The sequence below is a fragment of the Ruegeria atlantica genome (assembly GCF_013032005.1).
GTDB classification, from domain to species: domain Bacteria; phylum Pseudomonadota; class Alphaproteobacteria; order Rhodobacterales; family Rhodobacteraceae; genus Ruegeria; species Ruegeria atlantica_A.
On sequence record NZ_WQBE01000002.1, the window covers coordinates 165,762 to 183,311 of the forward strand.

A 17,550-nucleotide genomic window follows, 5' to 3' on the forward strand; every position below is an offset into this window, starting at 1 on the left:
CCACGACAAATCTTGCTTTTGTTGAAAAAGTGGTGAGCCGTGCAGGATTCGAACCTGCGACCCACTGATTAAAAGAACGGCCAGAGCCAATTCTCTACATTTCGCCAGATTTCGCCACACTAACAAAAATGAAGCAAAAACAGTAATTTAAGTTGACCACCGTTGCGCCTTGAAGTCATGACTTACTCCAGAATTCACCGCCATTTTGCTTCCGTATAGCTTCCGGAAGCAGGCCGGAAGCAAGGAGTGTTCTGGATATGTTCAAACTGACCAAACGCGCAGTTGAGGGGTTTTCAATTGAGGCCAAGGAATACCTTGTCTGGGACCGGGACATGCGCGGCTTTGGCCTGCGGGTTTATCCCTCCGGCAAAAAGACCTATCTGGTTCAGTACCGGGCCGGACGCCGGACGCGACGGATCACCATCGGCCAACACGGCGTTCTGACCGCCGAGGAAGCCCGGACGCAGGCCAAGCAGCTTCTGGGTGACGTTGCGCGCGGGTCGGACCCTTCTGCCGAAAAACAGGCCAAACGACGCGCACCGACCGTGGCGGGACTCTGTGATCGTTTCCTTGAAGAATATGTCGACCAACATTGCAAGCCGACCACCGCCCGTGACTATCACAGCGTCATTCGCCGGTTCATCCGCCCCAAGCTTGGTCCTATCCCGATTGCCGAAGTGACCCGCGCCGACGTGGTGGCGTTTCATCACGGGTTGCGCGAAACGCCCTATCAGGCCAACCGGGCGGCAGCGATGTTGTCGAAGCTTTTCAATCTGGCCGAGGATTGGGGATTGCGGCAACCGAGCTCGAACCCTGCGCGCCGGATCAAGAAATTCCGCGAAGAAGAAAAGAAACGCTACCTGTCAGACGCGGAACAGATAAGGCTTGGCGAGGTGCTGGCAGAGGCGTTGGAAGACGGCACAGAGACTGTCTACGTGGTTTCGGCCCTGCTGCTGCTGATCTACACCGGATGCCGCCTCAGTGAGATTCTGACGCTGCGCTGGGACTATGTGACGTCGCACCATCTGGAATTGCCGGACAGCAAGACCGGTCGCCGCCGCATCCCCTTGCCGAGGGAAGCCTACGACATCCTGATGGACCTGCCCCGGCAACCGGAAAACCCTTACGTTATATTAGGCGAGTCGGAGACCGGGCCGCTCAACAACCTGCAAAAGCCGTGGCGGCGTATACGTAAGGCGGCTGGTCTGGAAGACGTCCGTATACACGATCTCAGGCACACATACGCTTCGGTGGCGATGAAAGACGGGATCGACCCGTTTACCCTTAAGGAGATTATGGGTCACAAAAACTTAACAACGACACTGCGATACGCGCATCTTGCCGATGATGCAGTTCAGAGTGCGGCGGGGTCGGTTGCAGCCCGGTTGGCACGTGCTGTCCGCCGGGACATTCGTTCTGCACCCTTGAGGGCTGTCAGCTAGTCGAAAAAAGAGGTCCAGTGAAGAAAGTTCACCATGCACCCATAGTGCTGCAATTGATCACTATTGGCAGATTCGAACAAAAGACTGGCGTTGAGTCACAATTCTAAATGGCGTTAGGTGGTTATGTCGTTCAGACTTTGGATTTCAGTAAGTTAAGGTTGCTATCGCCCAGCGAGGAGAAAATGCCCGCAGAATTCTGGTTAGCGTTGTTGGTGGAAATCATTCTGTGCGCGTCTCTGATTAGCTCAACACGCAGCTTCTTCGAACGACTTCTGGAAACCAAGCCATCAGGTAAAAATAGGGATCCTAAACGTCACCGTCCCGAGAGAGGTAATCGGACCAATCTCAGAGCTGTTCTCGAAGCCGAAGGACAGGAACCACTTGGGCTGTGGCATCGCGAGTCGCGGCGCTCAACCCGGCGTGGGTAAGGTAGTTAAACACTAATACGCAGCAACGCCCGGTTAAAAAATTTTCACCAACATCGAAAAAGTCTCAGATTGCCACTGTTAAGCCTCATTCTCGTAGTCAGTCCGAACCATAACCGCATGTATGTAAAGGAGTATTTCATGCGCAGGTTTTTCACTGTCGTTGCCCTGTTGCCTTTTGTTGCTGCCTGCGCGCAGTCGCCGGATAAGGTCGGTGCCACGTATGTCAGCCCGGCTATCTTCGATGGGCGTTCGTGCCAGCAGTTGCACGCCGAGCGCAACCAGATTGCAAGCAACGTAAAAAAGTTGACGGCGGACCAAAAGAAAGCCGCGACGGATGACGCGGTTATCACAGGCGTGACACTGGTTCTTTTCTGGCCTGCCGCGTTAGCAATGGCTGCGACACAGGATCATGCCGACCAGTTGGCGGCGGCCAAAGGTAACTACGACGCCATCACGCAGGCCATGCAGACGAAGAACTGCCCCCAAATCGGCGTGACTGGCTAAAACTGCCAAGCAGCAACAAGGAAAGGGGAGCATGAAGGTGTGCTCCTTTTTCTTACGGTGCTTTTCCACCAACAACTATTTGAGTAATGCGGCACGCCTCAAAGACCGTGCTCAAGAAACTCAGCATTCGAGGCCTCACATAAGAGAACCTCAGCACTGCGGGTTGTTCAGTAACGTTACCTTACATAGGGAAAGCAGCAGGGGATTGAGCGCTCTACGTATAGGTTACGTTACATAGGGCACCACACAGCAACCGTACGTTAGATAACAATACAGGCTCAGGGTTTATGCTGGATAACCAGGACAAGAAATGCGAATTGGATTTCGAAAACATGTGGAAGCAGATGCAACTCCCCTTACCAATCGCGGAAGGGTTTGTTGCAGACATTGGTTGGATTGCTCAGCACTACCACCCCAAAGACCGGCGCATAACACCACTGCCAGCGAAAGAGCGCAAAGCGATCTACAGCAAGCTGGACAAGACCATCAGTTCTTTGCTGGAGCAGCTTTCCTGCCTGCCACCCTCCATCCAATGGGATTTTGACGAGGTGGGTATGGGTAACGAGCCGGAAAACTACTTTGAAGACTCTTTGGGTTCTGATCACGAAGGTCTTGGCTACAGCGAACATCTCGTTGAAGCGGTTCAAGAAAAACTACCGAATATTCAATTCCTGATTGGCGAGGCACTGGAACAGCACAAGCGTCCGCGTGCCAGACCGAAGCAAAATGAAAATCTGGAAGAAACAATTCAGCGGCTCGCGCAGGTCTTCCAGCACTATACTGGTCGCGATCCGATGGAGAAGCACCGCTACGACGAAACCGACGCTGACCAGCCTTACAAAAACGACTTCTTTAGTTTCCTATATGCATTCTTCTGGGTTGATCCCAACCACAAGTTCCCGACATCGCAAGCCATCGGAAACGCTACATTGCGCGTGTTTGGCCTTAAAAAATAGGGGATGTCATATATAGGCAATTTTTGAGCCATATATGACATTAGAAAAATCCGTGCCTACGCTGCATTCTGGTTGCAACGAAACGAAATGCAGCGAGGCGACCATGCAAGCACAGATTGATCCTGACTACTTCGACCGGCTTATCGACGAAAAAGAAGCCGCCAACTACCTTTGCTACTCCGTTCGTGCCTTGCAGAACTGGCGCGTTCGAGGCGGTGGGCCAATGTTCGTAAAAGTGTCCGGTCGCTCTGTCCGGTACACGCGCCGCGATCTGCAAAAGTGGATTGCCGAAAAGCGCGTCGCCAACACAAGCGCCGCACCTTCCTAACATTCGAGTTTTGCCCGCTCAGAGTTGGCAGCGCTGAGCGGGATTTTGGGGCCGGATGGCTCTCAGGGGCGCGGGGTGTCGCCACCTCGCGCCCTTTCTGTGCCTGCCAAACGGTTCAAACAAGGAGTTCACCATGACACAGCAACCCGCATTCAAATTCAAAATCGGGCTGATCACCGCAACGATCTGGGACAATGACGGTTTTTTCTCCGTCGATATCTCACGGTCCTACAAGAACGGGGAAGGTGACTGGCGTACCACCAGTGCGTTTTCTCACAATGATCTACTGAACGTCGCCAAATGCGCGGAACGTGCAGAAAACTGGATTTCACGCAAGCAGGCAGCAGCCAGCCAATAAAATCCGCCGGGCGTCCAGCCCGGCCCCAAAACAATAGCTGCCCCGCCGGAGGCACTATCGAAGGGCGCGTCAGCGCCCGCCCCTTTTCCAAACCTCAACCAAATCGCGCGGCGTTCGCCGAAAGAGGGGGGTGATTGTAGCACCCCCCTCTGGAAATACCGGAACCATAGGAGACCCCAATAATGCACGTTGTTCATCGTGGATTCGACACCATCGCACTTTCGATTCAAGCGAATATCTCTCAGGAGTTGTTCGACTTGCTGAGCATCGAACGTGAGAGGGCCGAAGAAGAGCGGCATCCCGTTCCATTCAGCTATGGTGGTGCAGACTTTGACTTGTTGCCCCATGGCGGCAACGGGTATCGCTTTATCCTCAAAGGGGGACCATTGGATGTACATTGGTCCTTCAAGAAACCAAATGCGCGTGACCCTTGGGGCATTCGGGTTTCGGTTGGCTCAACTCTTCTTGCGACACAGGGGCTTGGATACGCGCGATCCTATATAGACAAGACCCTAACAAGGCTCGGAATCCGCTTTGAGTCGCATCAGATTAGTATAAGTCGCGCCGATTTCTGCGTTGATATCCTCGCACCGGTATTCGAACTGGTTCCGGAAAATTTCGTCATTCACAGCCACACGAACCGCGCTGACTATATAACCGCTCAAGATGACATGCGCAGCAACGGAAAGTCGGGCCAGTTTACATCTGTCACTGTAGGCAAAATGCCGGGACGACAGGTCATTATTTATGACAAACGTCGCGAAGTAATTGATAAGAAGAAGCCAATATGGTGGGATATCTGGAACGCGAACCTTGAGCGGGATGGTTTGCCTCCTTTGGACCATTCTGATGTCTCTCAGAGCCGCGTGTGGCGTATAGAGGTGCGTGCAGGGAAAGACTTGCTCAAAGATCGTTGGCAGATCAGGACGTGGCCCCAATTTGATGCCATGTTCGGCGACCTCATAGCCGAAGCACTTAAAAAAATTCGCTACTGCGAACCTGATCCAGATGACGGAAACCGCGCGCGGTGGCCAAATCATGACATCTGGAACTTGGTTGCCGGATCGTCAGAGGATGATTTGTTGGAAATGCGCAGCTACGTAGATGCTACAAGCATTAAGCACGTACATCGCGCCGAGCAAATTAGGTTGATATCGGCGCAAATGGCTGGACTTGGGATCACGTTGGCTGCTCTGGAAGATACTCAGGAAAGTGAGTTGAGTGATTTCATGGAAAGTGTTGGAGGCAGGCTCGCAGAGAATGTACAGGCTGATCCTGAGCGCGCCGCAAACAAGCTGCATGAAGCGAAGAACAGATATCGGTTCATTGCGTAAACCGCTGACAAGCACCCAACTTCATTTGTGCCGTGTCTATTTGGGCAATTTGAGCCCTTACCTGCCGTTGGTCACTTTCCTCAATTTAGGCAATCAAGCTACAAGCTGCTGTGGAACGTGGGCTCTATTCTTGCTCACCATTTTACCAAAAGCGGACATTCAAAGGACATCGGGTAGAAGCGTTTTCCGCGCAATCGTTCTTCTTTCACATCATCGCGTCCATAGCAGAATTGGAGCGCGGCATGATTTCTGAACGGACCAAGGCGGGAATAGCTGCGCGCAAGGCAGCAGACCCTGATTTGAAGTGGGGCGCAAAGCATTGGTTTCTGGACCATCCCAAGCGCCAGAAACACATTCAGGGCCTCTACAACGCGGGCGAGTTTCACCTTGTCAGCCGGGGCTCCGGCGGGGTGATGGTCAAGGGCATGACTGCCGGTGCGCTGATGGCTGAAGCCAATGCGGCGGACTCGGAGGCAAAGCCGGTGAAAAATACCGAAAGTATAAGGCGTTGGTTGCGCGAGGGCGCAAAAGGTCTCAACTATGAAATAGATTGATTCCTAACACCGAGGACTTAAGGGTAATGAAAAACAAAGTCATTCGCATTTCAGATGAATTCACTGGTGAAGGTGAAAAGCTGCTGCACTGCCCACGGTGTGACGGTTCTTACACGCACCAGGGGGAAGTCAATGTGTTCGAGCGTGGTGAAGACGCTGACGACGGCACACATGTAAGAGTGCTGGACAACGACGTGAAGATTGACCGTAACCTAACGGATAACCCAAGCAGACGTCGGCATGGATTAACCATCGCATTTGATTGCGAAAGCTGTGAGGGCGGATTTCTTTTGGACATCTATCAACACAAGGGCAACACCTTCATTTCAGCGCGCCTGAGTGAGGAATAATAAAGCCGATGGTCGAAGAAGATATCCTGAATGTTGTCGGGAACTGGGGGCATGATCTGGCTGTTTTGGCTCTGGCGGTCTCGGTTCCAATTGTTTTGTTCTTCGGCTTAAAGAACCGAAATCAAGGTGACGGCAAAGGAATTGGTTGGAGCTTTATTAGGTATACGGTCATTGCTTGTTCTCTCCCAATAGTTGGCATTCTAGGGCTGAACGGACAATTGGAAGGAGCGCCAGCTACTCTAATCGCGGGTGCTCTGGGATATGCCTTTGGTAAAAACGAATAGCTCACAATAAGGAGAAGAGACATGGATTTTAGTGGGATGACAGTTCGAACATTGAAAGACTTGCACGAAGCTTGCCGCCGTGCCTATGCGTCGGACAGATCTTTATAAGATCAAGAAAAGGAAGTGGCAGCGCATTTCGGCAAGTACTTCGGTGTCGATGAACATCCTGACTGGCAGGATCATGTGCACCGACTTGAGGCGGAATTGAAGAAGAACGGCGAGCCTTTTGTGCCAATCTCGTGGCGATAGGTGAACTTCACAAATAGGAGAGGCGCGTGGCTGACTACCGCGAGATTTCACAGGAGTACGCCCAAGGGGCAATCAAGGCCGCGATACTGATAAATGGTGGCGCTGCGGTTGCAGTCCTAAGTCAGTTAGCCGGCTTAAGAGAGTTTATGGACGTCTCGGCCATTTCACACGGCATGATGATGTTTGCGGCCGGTGTGAATTTTGGTGTCGTTACTTGGCTCGCTGCGTTTCTGTCCACCCGGTACGTTGACCAGGCTGATCGTGGTCAACGACCCAATTATTCGGCAGCTGACAGCATGATGTATGTGGCGATGGCAACGCTCCTTATCTCGCTTGGATTGTTCTTCTACGGTTGTTGCCATCTCGCGGGCGCAATCACTCAACAATAGGGGCGTATTGACTGGCGCGGTTTTTGACCTCTTTTCGGCTCGTGTCAGTCAGTTTTGCCCCCGAGCCGGGGCGGGGACGCATCCCCCGGCAAAGTCAACAATAAGGAGCGGGTGGGCATTTCTGAATGTCCGCATTAAGGCTCGCTGAGTGAGTCCATCGGCTCTGAAATTCACTGACTACTTGAGCTTAAGTCGTTGGCTTTGCGCTCGCAGCGAATGTCCGGAAGGTGGCCGGCCTGCTCAAGTCCCGCTTGAGTTTGTCCGGGAGATTGCACACCCGTGTCCGAGAGCTGCCGCCGCGCAATACTATTGTGATCCAATAGGCACACTTCAATCTTTGTCACAGTGCTTCCGTATTGCTTCCGGCAAGCCGCACGCCACGAAGCGCGCGCCACACGATTCCGTGTAAATATTTGTTATTATTGATAAAAGTGGTGAGCCGTGCAGGATTCGAACCTGCGACCCACTGATTAAAAGTCAGTTGCTCTACCAACTGAGCTAACGGCCCACTCTTTTGTTGGATCTGTTCGATCCGTGGCGCTCTCTAAGGTATTTTCCCGACTGGGTTCAAGCCCTTATTTTGCACCTCGTTTCACCGTCACTTAACTTGTTTCCGGCGTCCCGATAGGCGGCCTAATTAGGGAGGTGACGCGGGGGGGTCAACCCCTTTTTTCAGGAATCTGCATCGCAGGGTGGATTCCTTTCAAACGCGTGGTTATATGCGCGCCATGCAACGAATGATGACCTCTGGTTTGCCCTTCATGAAGATGCACGGGCTTGGCAATGACTTTGTCATTGTAGATTCGCGCGCGCAAAGTGTTGAGATTTCGCCTGCGCTTGCTAGGGGAATCGGGCACCGACAGTTCGGCGTGGGTTTCGACCAGCTGGCCGTGATAGAAAACGGTAACGCAGATGCGCATCTGGTGTTTTATAACGCCGACGGGTCGACCTCAGCGGCGTGCGGGAACGCCACGCGCTGTATCGCCCGTTTCCTGATGGAAGAAAGCGGCAAATCGGAACTGACGCTGACCACCGAACGCGGCACGCTTTTTGCCTGCGATGCCGGGGACGGCATGACCTCGGTGAACATGAGGCAACCGCAGCTGGAATGGCACGAGATTCCGCTGGCTGAAGAAGTTGATACACTGGAATTGCCGATCGAGGGTACTCCGACCGCGACCGGTATGGGCAATCCCCATTGCACGTTCTTTGTCGAAAACGCCGAGGCGATTCCCCTGGAAGAATTTGGCGCGCGGTACGAATATCACCCGCTGTACCCTGAGCGCACCAATGTACAGGTGGCGCAAGTCATCGGACCGGACCACATCCGCATGCGTGTTTGGGAGCGGGGCGTGGGAATCACGTTGGCTTCTGGCTCGTCCTCCTGCGCGACGGCTGTGGCTGCTGCCCGTCTTGGCCTGACTGGTCGCAAGGTGCAGATCGATCTGGACGGTGGCACCATTTGGGTCGACTGGCGCGAAGATGGCGTCTGGATGACCGGACCCACGTGCCACGTGCTCTCGGGCACTCTGACCCCGGAATTTCTGGAATCTCTGGAATGAGCGCTCCCAAATTCACCACGCTAGGCTGTCGCCTGAACGCCTATGAGACTGAGGCGATGAAAGAGCTGTCGCAGCAAGCCGGTCTGACCGACGCGGTGGTGGTAAATACCTGCGCTGTAACTGCCGAGGCCGTGCGCAAGGCCCGGCAAGAGATTCGCAAACTGCGGCGTGAGAACCCCGACGCACGGCTAATCGTGACTGGATGTGCCGCGCAGACCGAACCCGAGACCTTTTCCCGGATGGAGGAGGTCGATGCGGTGATTGGCAACACCGAAAAGATGCAGCCCGACACCTGGAAAGGCATGGCCGCGGATTTCATCGGTGAGACTGAGGCTGTGCAGGTCGATGACATCATGTCGGTGACTGAGACGGCGGGACATCTGATTGATGGGTTCGGCACCCGCTCGCGCGCTTATGTGCAGGTCCAGAATGGCTGTGACCATCGCTGCACCTTCTGCATCATTCCTTATGGCCGCGGCAACTCGCGCAGCGTCCCTGCGGGCGTGGTGGTGGATCAGATCAAGCGGCTGGTGGACCGGGGCTATAACGAGGTTGTACTGACCGGCGTTGACCTGACCTCTTGGGGCGCTGACCTGCCCGCAGAGCCCAAGCTGGGTGATTTGGTCATGCGCATCCTGAAACTGGTGCCTGACCTGCCGCGGCTGAGGATCAGTTCCATCGACTCGATCGAAGTGGACGAGAACCTGATGCAGGCCATCGCAACCGAACCGCGCCTGATGCCGCATCTGCACCTGTCGCTACAGCACGGGGATGACCTGATCCTGAAGCGGATGAAGCGCCGCCACCTGCGCGACGATGCCATCCGTTTCACGCAAGAGGCCCGCAAGCTGCGGCCCGAGATGACCTTTGGCGCCGACATCATCGCAGGCTTCCCGACCGAAACCGAGGCGCATTTCGAGAACTCGCTAAAGCTGGTCCGTGACTGCGATCTGACCTGGTTGCACGTTTTCCCCTATTCCAAGCGCGATGGCACACCAGCGGCCCGCATACCGCAGCAGATCAACGGGAACATTATCAAGGACCGCGCCGCCCGTCTGCGTGCGGCGGGTGAGGCGCAGGTCGCAAAGCACCTGACCGCCCAGATCGGCAAAACCCATCACATCCTGATGGAAAACCCGCATATGGGCCGGACCGAGCAGTTCACCGAGGTCGCGTTCAACACCCCGCATACCGAAGGACAGATCGTGACGGCTACAATTACTGGAGCTTCACACTCACAGCTCAATGCCTGAGGTTTAGGAAATTCCACTCATAGTAATTCATTGGCCGAAATCACGGCGCTGCCCCCCAAAGGCACCTTGGATGCCATTTCCCAGCCGATATTCTGTCCTGGACCTTTAGGCGGTACGGATGCGGTCCCAGAATTGTCGCTGCTTTGTGACGCGTTCTGTTGCAGTGCAGACAGGCGGCAACAATGTTAGCGTCGGAGTCCAAACCACCGTCTGACCGTGCATTAAGATGCTCCGCGGTGCATTGAAGCCTGCTAACACAAGCGGTGCTTACCCCGAGAGTCTTCGCAAATAGAGATTGATTGCCAGACCACATCAAAAAGCCGCAATAGTAGCAGCGACCATTCTGAAGTTTCCATTTTTTTGAACGAATGCAGTTAAGTTTTTTTCTCATAGTTGACCCAGTTGCGTTTCTCTAAATGAGACGCGCAGCGGTCAATCTTGAATCCGCCCCGATACTTGGGAGTCATCTGCTAACACCAAACAGCACTAAATTAGTGCCGCGTCGTATTCTTTAATTCAAACAAAGATTTACCCCAATAGCAACGAAAAAGGCCCGGTGTCGAACACCGGGCCTCGTAACATTCAGAAGCAAAATCCGATCAGACGGTCTTCTTGCCTTTCACACCTGCCCACAGGCGCTTGTTGACCAGGTACAACAGCACCGACAACAGCGACAGGAAGATCACACCGACGAAGCCGGAGTACTTACGCTCCATCATCTTCGGCTCGGCCGTCCACATCAGGAAGGCCGCGATGTCTTCGGACAAGGCTTCGACCGTGGCCGGGTGACCGTCAGCGAATTCCACCTGATCTTCGGCCAGGGGCGGTGCCATCGAAATCCAGCCGCCTGGGAAGGCGGTGTTTTCGTACAGGATCGTGCCGGCCTCTTCTTTTTCATGGCCAGTATAGCCATCCAGCAGCGAGGCGATGTATTCCGCGCCACCCATGCCTTTGAAGAACTGGTTGATGCCCAGACCGTAAGGACCGTGGAAGCCCGCACGGGCCTTGGCCATCAGGCTCAGGTCCGGTGCGCCAACGCCGTCATTTGCCGGGAAGTGATCGGTCGGAATGGCCGGACGGAAATCGTCCAGCTCGGGGTCGAACACTTCGAAGTTGCCCGCCGCATAGGCGATGACTTCTTCTTCCGAATAGCCCAGCGCTTCAAGGTCGCGCAGGGGCACGTATCTCAGGCCGTGGCAAGCCGCGCAAACCTCGGTATAGACTTGAAGACCGCGCTGCAGCTGGTTCTGATCCCAGGTGCCAAACGGCCCCTCGAACGAGAAGTGGAAGTCCTCGATATGCTGTTCGCCGCCGCCTGCCGCGTAGGACGCAGCAGGAGCAAGGGCGAAAGCAAACGCGGCACCGATTGCAAGTTTCTTGAACATGTTTCCGGTCCCTCTTCTTACTCGGCCGGCGTGGCGTCGGCGTCAGCCTTGCCATAATGCGCGTTGAAGTCTTCTTCGATGGTCTCGGGCTGGGCCAGAGGTTTCTCGATCACGCCAAGGATCGGCAGGATCACGAAGAAATAAGCGAACCAGTAGGCGGACGCGATCAGCGAGAAGGTCGCATAGGGCTCTTCCGCGGGCATCGCACCCAGCCACATCAGGGCAAAGAAATCGATGATCAGCAGGTAGAACCACCATTTGAACAGCGGGCGGTATTTGCCCGAACGCACAGTCGACGTGTCCAGCCAGGGCGCCAGCGCCATGGCCAGGATCGCACCGAACATCGCGATCACACCAAAGAATTTGGCGTCAACAATGCCGCCGGTGATGAAGCTGGCGAACTGCACGACCCAGACCTCACCAGTGAAGGCACGCAGGATCGCGTAGAACGGCAGGAAGTACCATTCGGGCACGATGTGCGCAGGCGTCACCAGCGGGTTGGCTTCGATGTAGTTGTCCGGGTGGCCCAGATAGTTCGGCATGAAACCGACGACCGCCCAGAACACAACCAGGATCACAGCCAGTGCGAACAGATCCTTGATCACAAAGTACGGCCAGAACGGCAGCGTGTCTTTCTCGGCTTCGGCTTTCGAACCGCGGCGCACTTCAACACCTGTTGGGTTGTTGTTGCCAGTGGTGTGGAAGGCCCAGATATGCACGATCACCAGCGCCGCAATGACAAACGGCAGCAGGTAGTGCAGCGAGAAGAAGCGGTTCAGCGTGGCGTTGTCCACCGCGGGTCCGCCCAGCAGCCAGGTCTGGATCGCATCACCCACGAACGGGATCGCGCCAAACAGGCCGGTGATCACGGTTGCACCCCAGAAGGACATCTGACCCCAAGGCAGAACGTACCCCATGAAGGCGGTGCCCATCATCATCAGGTAAATCAGCATCCCGATGATCCACGTGATCTCACGCGGGGCTTTGTACGAGCCGTAGAACAGGCCACGGAAGATGTGGATGTATACCGCAACAAAGAACAGCGATGCGCCATTCATGTGTAGGTAGCGCAGCATATAGCCGCCATTCACGTTGCGCATGATGTGTTCGATGCTGGCAAAGGCCAGATCGACATGCGGGGTGTAGTGCATCACCAGAACGATACCGGTGACAATTTGCAGCGCCAGGCAGAACGCCAAGACGATGCCCCAGATCCACCACCAGTTCAGGTTCTTGGGCGTTGGGATCATAAGGGTGTCATTCAGCAGGCCGACGATCGGCAGACGGCTGTTCAGCCACTTCTCGCCATTTGTCTTCGGCTCGTAATGATCGTGGGGAATTCCGGACATCTGGGTCTCCCTTAGCCGAGCTTGATGGTTGTCGCATCCACCCATTCAACGGGCGGAACGGGCAGGTTTTCAGGCGCGGGGCCTTTGCGGATACGACCGGCAAGGTCATAGTGCGAACCGTGGCAGGGGCAGAACCAGCCACCAAAATCACCCGCATCGCCCAGTGGGACACAGCCCAGGTGGGTGCAAACGCCCATCTGAACAATCCATGCGCCGGGCGCTTCGCCTTCGGGCGACGGCATCACGCGGTTGGCGTCAGTCGCAGGCGCATCGGCGGGCAGGTTGAAGTTGCGCGCCAGCGGATCAGGCAGTGCATCTACGCCTTCGGCGTCCTGTTCCTGAGCCTCTTGGATCTCAGCACCGGTACGGTGACGGATAAATACAGGCTTGCCCAGCCATTTGACGGTCAGCTGCGTGCCCGGCTCGACACCGCTGACGTCCTGGCGAATCGAGGACAGCGCCTGAACGTCTGCCGATGGGTTCATTTGGTTGATCAGGGGCCATACGGCTGCACCCGTCGCAACGACACCTGCGCCGCCTGCGACGTAGTAGAGGAAATCTCTGCGGGTGCCTTCGTGGTCTTCTGCGTGGGACACGAGGTTTTCTCCGATTCCGGCGCCCGCGATTGCGGGCAAACATGCATCAGCACCGCATCAAAGCGGCGTCTCATCGCGGCTATCTAGCCGGGAGAAATCGGTTCGTCCAGCGGTCATAGGCGCGCAGGACGCCTCAACAGGGCATTCATGTCACAACGACGGGGTATTTTTTCAAGATGGGGGCGGATTTAAGCGGGGGAACCAGCCGCCTGTCTAAACCTGCTGCCCATGTGATTCGGATGAGGCATACTGAGGGCGAAACCGGCATGCAGAACTGGGTTTTGCCCCGCAAGAAAGCGGGCATCGGGCAAGATTCAGACCAGATTCTGCCACCCTATTTTCCACTTTTCTGGAATGTGTGACCAATTAAAAACTGAGTTAAAAATGTATATTTTATAACGGGTTATATACGTCTGAATTCGATTGCACTTTTAACGGGAATCCACGAAAGGCAAGGAAATTCCAACCTCTGCAGGACGTTTTCAATGTCAAACCCCGTGTCACAACTTTTTGCACCAACGCTGACCCTTTTTCTGGCCATCGCGTCTCAGGCCGTGGCCGTTGGCGATCCGGCTAAGGGTGAAAAACTATATAACCGCTGCTCTTCTTGCCACGCGATCATCAAAGATGGAGAAATTTTGGTCAAAGGCGGCATAACCGGGCCGAATCTGTATGGTGTGGTAGGTCGTGTTGCCGGATCCGAGACTGATTATCTTTACGGAAGCGAACGCCTGCCCATCGGAATGTTCACTGATGACATGATCCGTGCGGGCAACGAAGGGCTTGTGTGGACCGAGGAAAATATCATCGCTTACTCGCAAGACCCGATTGGGTTTATTCAGGATTACCTGAATGACGAAACCGCACGCCCGAACATGAGCGTGAAGCTGAAGAAAGGGGCCGAAGACATTGCTGCCTATCTGGCCACCTTCAGCAGTCAGTAATGCAAAAGGCTCCGCCCCATCCTCGGCGCGGGGCCTGTTTCCTAGGCTGGCGGGCGGGTGGCAACCATGCTTGGCCGTTCGCTGAAATCCGCGTACCACGCGGCCAAGGCATCATTGCCCTTACGCCAGCCACGCGCATCATGCCGCAGGTCCAGATAACCCAGTGCACAGGCCACAGCGATCTGGCCCATATCCAGTGGACCCGCCAAATGGGCCATCCACCGTTGGTTCAGCGCAGCGCAGGCGCGTTCGATCTTGCCCCATTGCGCATCCTTCCAATGGTCCCACTGCTTATCCTCGGGGCGGAAACGCTCTTCATAGGCGACCGCCAAAGCTGAATCCATAATACCGTCTGCCAGCGCTTCCAGTGTCAGCACGTCCCAGCGCCCGGAACCCTCGGGGTACATCCCGGCCTGGGCACGTGCGTCCAGAAAGGCGCAGATCACCCGACTGTCGAACAATGTCGGGCCATCGGTCCGCTCCAACGCGGGGATTCTGGTCAACGGCACTTTGCCCAGCAAGGAATCGGACGGATCCAACGGCGTATTGGCAATGGTCATCACCTCGACATCGTCAAGTTGGCTGGTTTCATGCAGCAAAACCATAACCTTACGCACATAGGGGGACATCGGGCTGTGATAGAGTTTCATTCACATTCTCCTTGGCTTCAGAAACCCTACAGCAGCTGGTTTGAAACAAAACCCATCAATTGCCAGCACCTTCACCCTTGCGGAACCGCGCGGGCCTTGGCAATGTCGATCCCGTTCTCAGGGCGGGGCGAAATTCCCCACCGGCGGTATGCGGGCCAAGACCCGTAAGCCCGCGAGCGGCCCCGTTGACCGGGGTGTCAGCAGATCTGGTGAAAGGCCAGAGCCGACGGTTAAAGTCCGGATGGAAGAGAACGTGCAAGTAACGCCGGTGATACGGCGTATTTGCTCGTGATCGCCTTGGGTGACGTGTCTGTTACGAAAGGAGATCATGATGACACACACCCGCTATGCTTTTATCAAAGCCAACTGGCATTCCGATATCGTTGACCGCGCGCTGGATGGGTTTCTGGACCTCATCCCCGCCGAGCAGGTCGATGTTTATGACGTCCCCGGCGCGTTCGAGATGCCGCTGCTGGCCCGCGACCTGGCCCAAACCGGGCGTTATGCCGCGGTCGCCTGCGCCGCATTCGTCGTGGATGGCGGTATCTACCGGCACGATTTCGTTGCCCAAGCCGTGGTTGACGGGCTAATGCGCGCAGGGATGGACACAGGTATTCCGGTCCTATCGGTATCGCTGACCCCGCACCAGTATCAGGAAACCGACCACCACAATGCCATCTACCGCGACCACTTTGTGCAAAAGGGCCGCGAAGCGGCACAGGCGGCGCTGAAAATCACCCAGACCCGCGCCGGGTTGGCTGCGGCTGCGTGATGTGAACAAGGTTGGGGTCAAACGGCCCCAACCGCAAATCCGCTTGAGGCCGCGGGCCTTGCCCGCTAATCACGACGCGCAAAGGAGCATGCCCCATGTCGATGAACAGCTTTGGACACCTCTTCCGCGTCACCACCTGGGGCGAAAGCCACGGGCCCGCTTTGGGTGCCACCGTCGATGGCTGCCCGCCGGGCGTTGCGATTGACGAGGCGATGATTCAGCACTGGCTGGACAAGCGCAAACCAGGGCAGAACAAATTCACTACCCAGCGACGTGAGCCTGATCAGGTTAAAATCCTGTCCGGCGTGTTTGAAGGCCAGACCACCGGCACGCCCGTGCAACTGATGATCGAGAACACCGATCAACGCTCAAAAGACTACGGCGATATCATGGACAAGTTCCGGCCGGGTCACGCCGATATCACCTATTGGCAGAAATACGGTATCAGGGATTACCGCGGTGGCGGGCGCAGTTCGGCCCGGGAAACCGCATCGCGTGTGGCCGCCGGGGGGCTGGCGCGCGAAGCAATCAAACAGATCGCTCCCAATGTGCAGATCACCGGCTATATGGTGCAAATGGGGCCGCGCAAGATTGACCGCACCAATTTTGACTGGTCGCAAATAGAACAGAACCCGTTTTGGACACCTGACTCGGCAGCAGCCGAAGACTGGGCGACCTATCTGGATGACCTGCGCAAATCCGGCAATTCGGTCGGCGCAGTGGTTGAAGTGGTAGCCCGAGGCGTCCCTGCCGGCATCGGCGCCCCCGTATATGCCAAGTTAGACACTGATCTGGCCGCTGCGATGATGTCGATCAACGCCGTCAAAGGTGTTGAGATCGGTGAAGGTATGGCCGCCGCCGAACTGACCGGCGAAGCCAACGCAGACGAGATTTTCATGGGGCAGGACGGTCCGCAATACAGCTCCAACCATGCGGGCGGTATTCTGGGCGGTATCTCGACTGGGCAGGATCTTGTGGTGCGATTTGCGGTGAAGCCGACCTCGTCGATCCTGACCACCCGCAAAACCATCACTAAATCCGGTAAGGAAACCGAGATCATTACAAAAGGGCGCCACGATCCTTGCGTCGGCATCCGTGCTGTGCCCGTGGGCGAGGCAATGATGGCCTGCGTCATCCTCGACCACTTGCTGCTGCACCGTGGCCAGATCGGAGAGAACCGTGGACGGATCGGCTGATCTGCGCGCGCGCCTGCGCGCCATCGTCGCGCAGCGGATGGAGACCGACCCGGCGCATGATCTGGCCCATCTGGACCGAGTTTGGGTGAACGCGCAGGCCATTGCGGACGATCAGACCGACATACCCGTGTTGTTGGCCGCCAGCTATCTGCATGATCTGGTGAACCTGTCCAAAGACGACCCGGATCGCCATCTGGCATCCCGCCAGTCCGCGCGGGAATCAGAGCCTATACTGAGCAAACTTGGCTATAGTCCAAACCAAATTCGTGCCATTCAGCATGCGATTGAGGCACACAGCTTCTCTGCCAATATCACGCCAGTCTCACCCGAGGCCTGCATCTTACGCGATGCGGATCGGCTGGACGCGCTGGGCGCGATTGGCATTGCGCGGAACTTTTCGGTTTCAGGCGCTTTGGGACGGGCGCTGTACGATCCGGCAGATCCGTTTGCCGCGAATCGGTCCTTGGACGATCTGACCTATTCGCTGGATCACTGGAAGGTAAAGCTGCTGGGCCTGCCCAGTGACATGCTGACCGAGGGCGGAAAAACCCTTGCACGACAACGCATCGAGCTGATGATCCGCTTTCTGGAGGACTTCGCGGACGAGATCGGCCAGTCTCTGCCTGCGGACTGGACGAATTCCTGATTCCACGCGTTGATCTTTGTT

22 protein-coding genes, 1 tRNA gene and 1 riboswitch are annotated in these 17,550 nt (G+C 55.8%); of the genes, 17 read left to right on the forward strand and 6 right to left on the reverse strand.

Features of this window, described 5'->3' with window-relative positions; genetic code table 11:
• Positions 1-257 precede the first annotated feature (257 nt).
• From GOX21_RS06645 to GOX21_RS06690, 11 genes are all read left to right on the forward strand, one after another.
• On the forward strand, positions 258-1,442 hold the full coding sequence (locus GOX21_RS06645; RefSeq protein WP_170376346.1) for a site-specific integrase: 1,185 nt from the start codon (positions 258-260) through the stop codon (positions 1,440-1,442).
• 566 nt (positions 1,443-2,008) lie between these two features.
• The gene (locus tag GOX21_RS06650; RefSeq protein WP_170376347.1) at positions 2,009-2,374 is read left to right on the forward strand and encodes a hypothetical protein; all 366 of its coding nucleotides are present in this window, start codon (positions 2,009-2,011) and stop codon (positions 2,372-2,374) included.
• A 287-nt stretch (positions 2,375-2,661) separates the two neighbouring features.
• On the forward strand, positions 2,662-3,330 hold the full coding sequence (locus tag GOX21_RS06655) for a hypothetical protein (RefSeq protein WP_170376348.1): 669 nt from the start codon (positions 2,662-2,664) through the stop codon (positions 3,328-3,330).
• Between the two features lie 103 nt (positions 3,331-3,433).
• Positions 3,434-3,658 (forward strand): helix-turn-helix transcriptional regulator, encoded by a 225-nt coding sequence (locus GOX21_RS06660; protein ID WP_117871481.1) that lies wholly within the window; start codon positions 3,434-3,436, stop codon positions 3,656-3,658.
• Between the two features lie 133 nt (positions 3,659-3,791).
• Positions 3,792-4,016: a hypothetical protein gene (locus GOX21_RS06665; protein ID WP_170326242.1), complete on the forward strand. Its 225-nt coding sequence runs from the start codon at positions 3,792-3,794 to the stop codon at positions 4,014-4,016.
• Between the two features lie 182 nt (positions 4,017-4,198).
• Positions 4,199-5,350 carry a hypothetical protein gene (locus GOX21_RS06670; protein WP_170376349.1) on the forward strand — a complete coding sequence of 384 codons (1,152 nt, stop codon included), beginning with the start codon at positions 4,199-4,201 and terminating at the stop codon, positions 5,348-5,350.
• Between the two features lie 110 nt (positions 5,351-5,460).
• Positions 5,461-5,904: a recombinase family protein gene (locus GOX21_RS06675; RefSeq protein WP_217353035.1), complete on the forward strand. Its 444-nt coding sequence runs from the start codon at positions 5,461-5,463 to the stop codon at positions 5,902-5,904.
• 26 nt (positions 5,905-5,930) lie between these two features.
• On the forward strand, positions 5,931-6,254 hold the full coding sequence (locus GOX21_RS06680; protein WP_170376350.1) for a hypothetical protein: 324 nt from the start codon (positions 5,931-5,933) through the stop codon (positions 6,252-6,254).
• 8 nt (positions 6,255-6,262) lie between these two features.
• Positions 6,263-6,538, forward strand: a complete 276-nt coding sequence (locus GOX21_RS06685; protein WP_170376351.1) for a hypothetical protein — start codon at positions 6,263-6,265, stop codon at positions 6,536-6,538.
• Between the two features lie 123 nt (positions 6,539-6,661).
• Positions 6,662-6,787, forward strand: a complete 126-nt coding sequence (locus tag GOX21_RS21630) for a hypothetical protein (protein ID WP_302476805.1) — start codon at positions 6,662-6,664, stop codon at positions 6,785-6,787.
• 26 nt (positions 6,788-6,813) lie between these two features.
• Complete coding sequence (locus GOX21_RS06690) at positions 6,814-7,176, forward strand: hypothetical protein (protein WP_170376352.1); 363 nt, start codon at positions 6,814-6,816, stop codon at positions 7,174-7,176.
• A gap of 432 nt (positions 7,177-7,608) precedes the next feature.
• Here GOX21_RS06690 and GOX21_RS06695 read toward each other — a convergent pair.
• A tRNA-Lys gene (locus tag GOX21_RS06695) sits at positions 7,609-7,684 on the reverse strand.
• A 220-nt stretch (positions 7,685-7,904) separates the two neighbouring features.
• Here GOX21_RS06695 and dapF point away from each other — a divergent pair.
• The gene (gene dapF, locus GOX21_RS06700) at positions 7,905-8,738 is read left to right on the forward strand and encodes a diaminopimelate epimerase (RefSeq protein WP_438826465.1); all 834 of its coding nucleotides are present in this window, start codon (positions 7,905-7,907) and stop codon (positions 8,736-8,738) included.
• The gene (gene mtaB / locus GOX21_RS06705; RefSeq protein ID WP_170376356.1) at positions 8,735-9,991 is read left to right on the forward strand and encodes a tRNA (N(6)-L-threonylcarbamoyladenosine(37)-C(2))-methylthiotransferase MtaB; all 1,257 of its coding nucleotides are present in this window, start codon (positions 8,735-8,737) and stop codon (positions 9,989-9,991) included. The genes dapF and mtaB overlap by 4 nt, the downstream gene beginning before the upstream one ends.
• A 40-nt stretch (positions 9,992-10,031) precedes the next feature.
• On the opposite strand, the gene GOX21_RS21700 is transcribed toward mtaB, so the two are convergent.
• From GOX21_RS21700 to petA, 4 genes are all read right to left on the reverse strand, one after another.
• Positions 10,032-10,382, reverse strand: coding sequence for an HNH endonuclease (locus GOX21_RS21700; RefSeq protein WP_170376358.1), 351 nt, complete (start codon positions 10,380-10,382; stop codon positions 10,032-10,034).
• Positions 10,383-10,590: 208 nt separating this feature from the next.
• Positions 10,591-11,376 (reverse strand): cytochrome c1, encoded by a 786-nt coding sequence (locus GOX21_RS06715; protein WP_170376360.1) that lies wholly within the window; start codon positions 11,374-11,376, stop codon positions 10,591-10,593.
• Between the two features lie 17 nt (positions 11,377-11,393).
• On the reverse strand, positions 11,394-12,725 hold the full coding sequence (gene petB / locus GOX21_RS06720) for a cytochrome b (RefSeq protein ID WP_170376362.1): 1,332 nt from the start codon (positions 12,723-12,725) through the stop codon (positions 11,394-11,396).
• Positions 12,726-12,736: 11 nt separating this feature from the next.
• The gene (petA, locus tag GOX21_RS06725) at positions 12,737-13,321 is read right to left on the reverse strand and encodes a ubiquinol-cytochrome c reductase iron-sulfur subunit (RefSeq protein ID WP_170349660.1); all 585 of its coding nucleotides are present in this window, start codon (positions 13,319-13,321) and stop codon (positions 12,737-12,739) included.
• Between the two features lie 485 nt (positions 13,322-13,806).
• On the opposite strand from petA, the gene GOX21_RS06730 reads away from it, so the two are divergent.
• Complete coding sequence (locus GOX21_RS06730) at positions 13,807-14,265, forward strand: c-type cytochrome (RefSeq protein WP_170349659.1); 459 nt, start codon at positions 13,807-13,809, stop codon at positions 14,263-14,265.
• Between the two features lie 41 nt (positions 14,266-14,306).
• Here GOX21_RS06730 and GOX21_RS06735 read toward each other — a convergent pair whose 3' ends face one another.
• Positions 14,307-14,915, reverse strand: coding sequence for a glutathione S-transferase (locus tag GOX21_RS06735; protein ID WP_170376364.1), 609 nt, complete (start codon positions 14,913-14,915; stop codon positions 14,307-14,309).
• Positions 14,916-15,024: 109 nt separating this feature from the next.
• A riboswitch (FMN riboswitch) is annotated at positions 15,025-15,172 on the forward strand.
• Between the two features lie 74 nt (positions 15,173-15,246).
• On the opposite strand from GOX21_RS06735, the gene GOX21_RS06740 reads away from it, so the two are divergent.
• From GOX21_RS06740 to GOX21_RS06750, 3 genes are all read left to right on the forward strand, one after another.
• Positions 15,247-15,687 carry a 6,7-dimethyl-8-ribityllumazine synthase gene (locus GOX21_RS06740; RefSeq protein ID WP_170376366.1) on the forward strand — a complete coding sequence of 147 codons (441 nt, stop codon included), beginning with the start codon at positions 15,247-15,249 and terminating at the stop codon, positions 15,685-15,687.
• 95 nt (positions 15,688-15,782) lie between these two features.
• On the forward strand, positions 15,783-16,883 hold the full coding sequence (aroC, locus tag GOX21_RS06745) for a chorismate synthase (protein WP_170376368.1): 1,101 nt from the start codon (positions 15,783-15,785) through the stop codon (positions 16,881-16,883).
• The gene (locus GOX21_RS06750; RefSeq protein ID WP_170376370.1) at positions 16,867-17,529 is read left to right on the forward strand and encodes an HD domain-containing protein; all 663 of its coding nucleotides are present in this window, start codon (positions 16,867-16,869) and stop codon (positions 17,527-17,529) included. The genes aroC and GOX21_RS06750 overlap by 17 nt, the downstream gene beginning before the upstream one ends.
• The last annotated feature ends 21 nt before the right edge of the window (positions 17,530-17,550 follow it).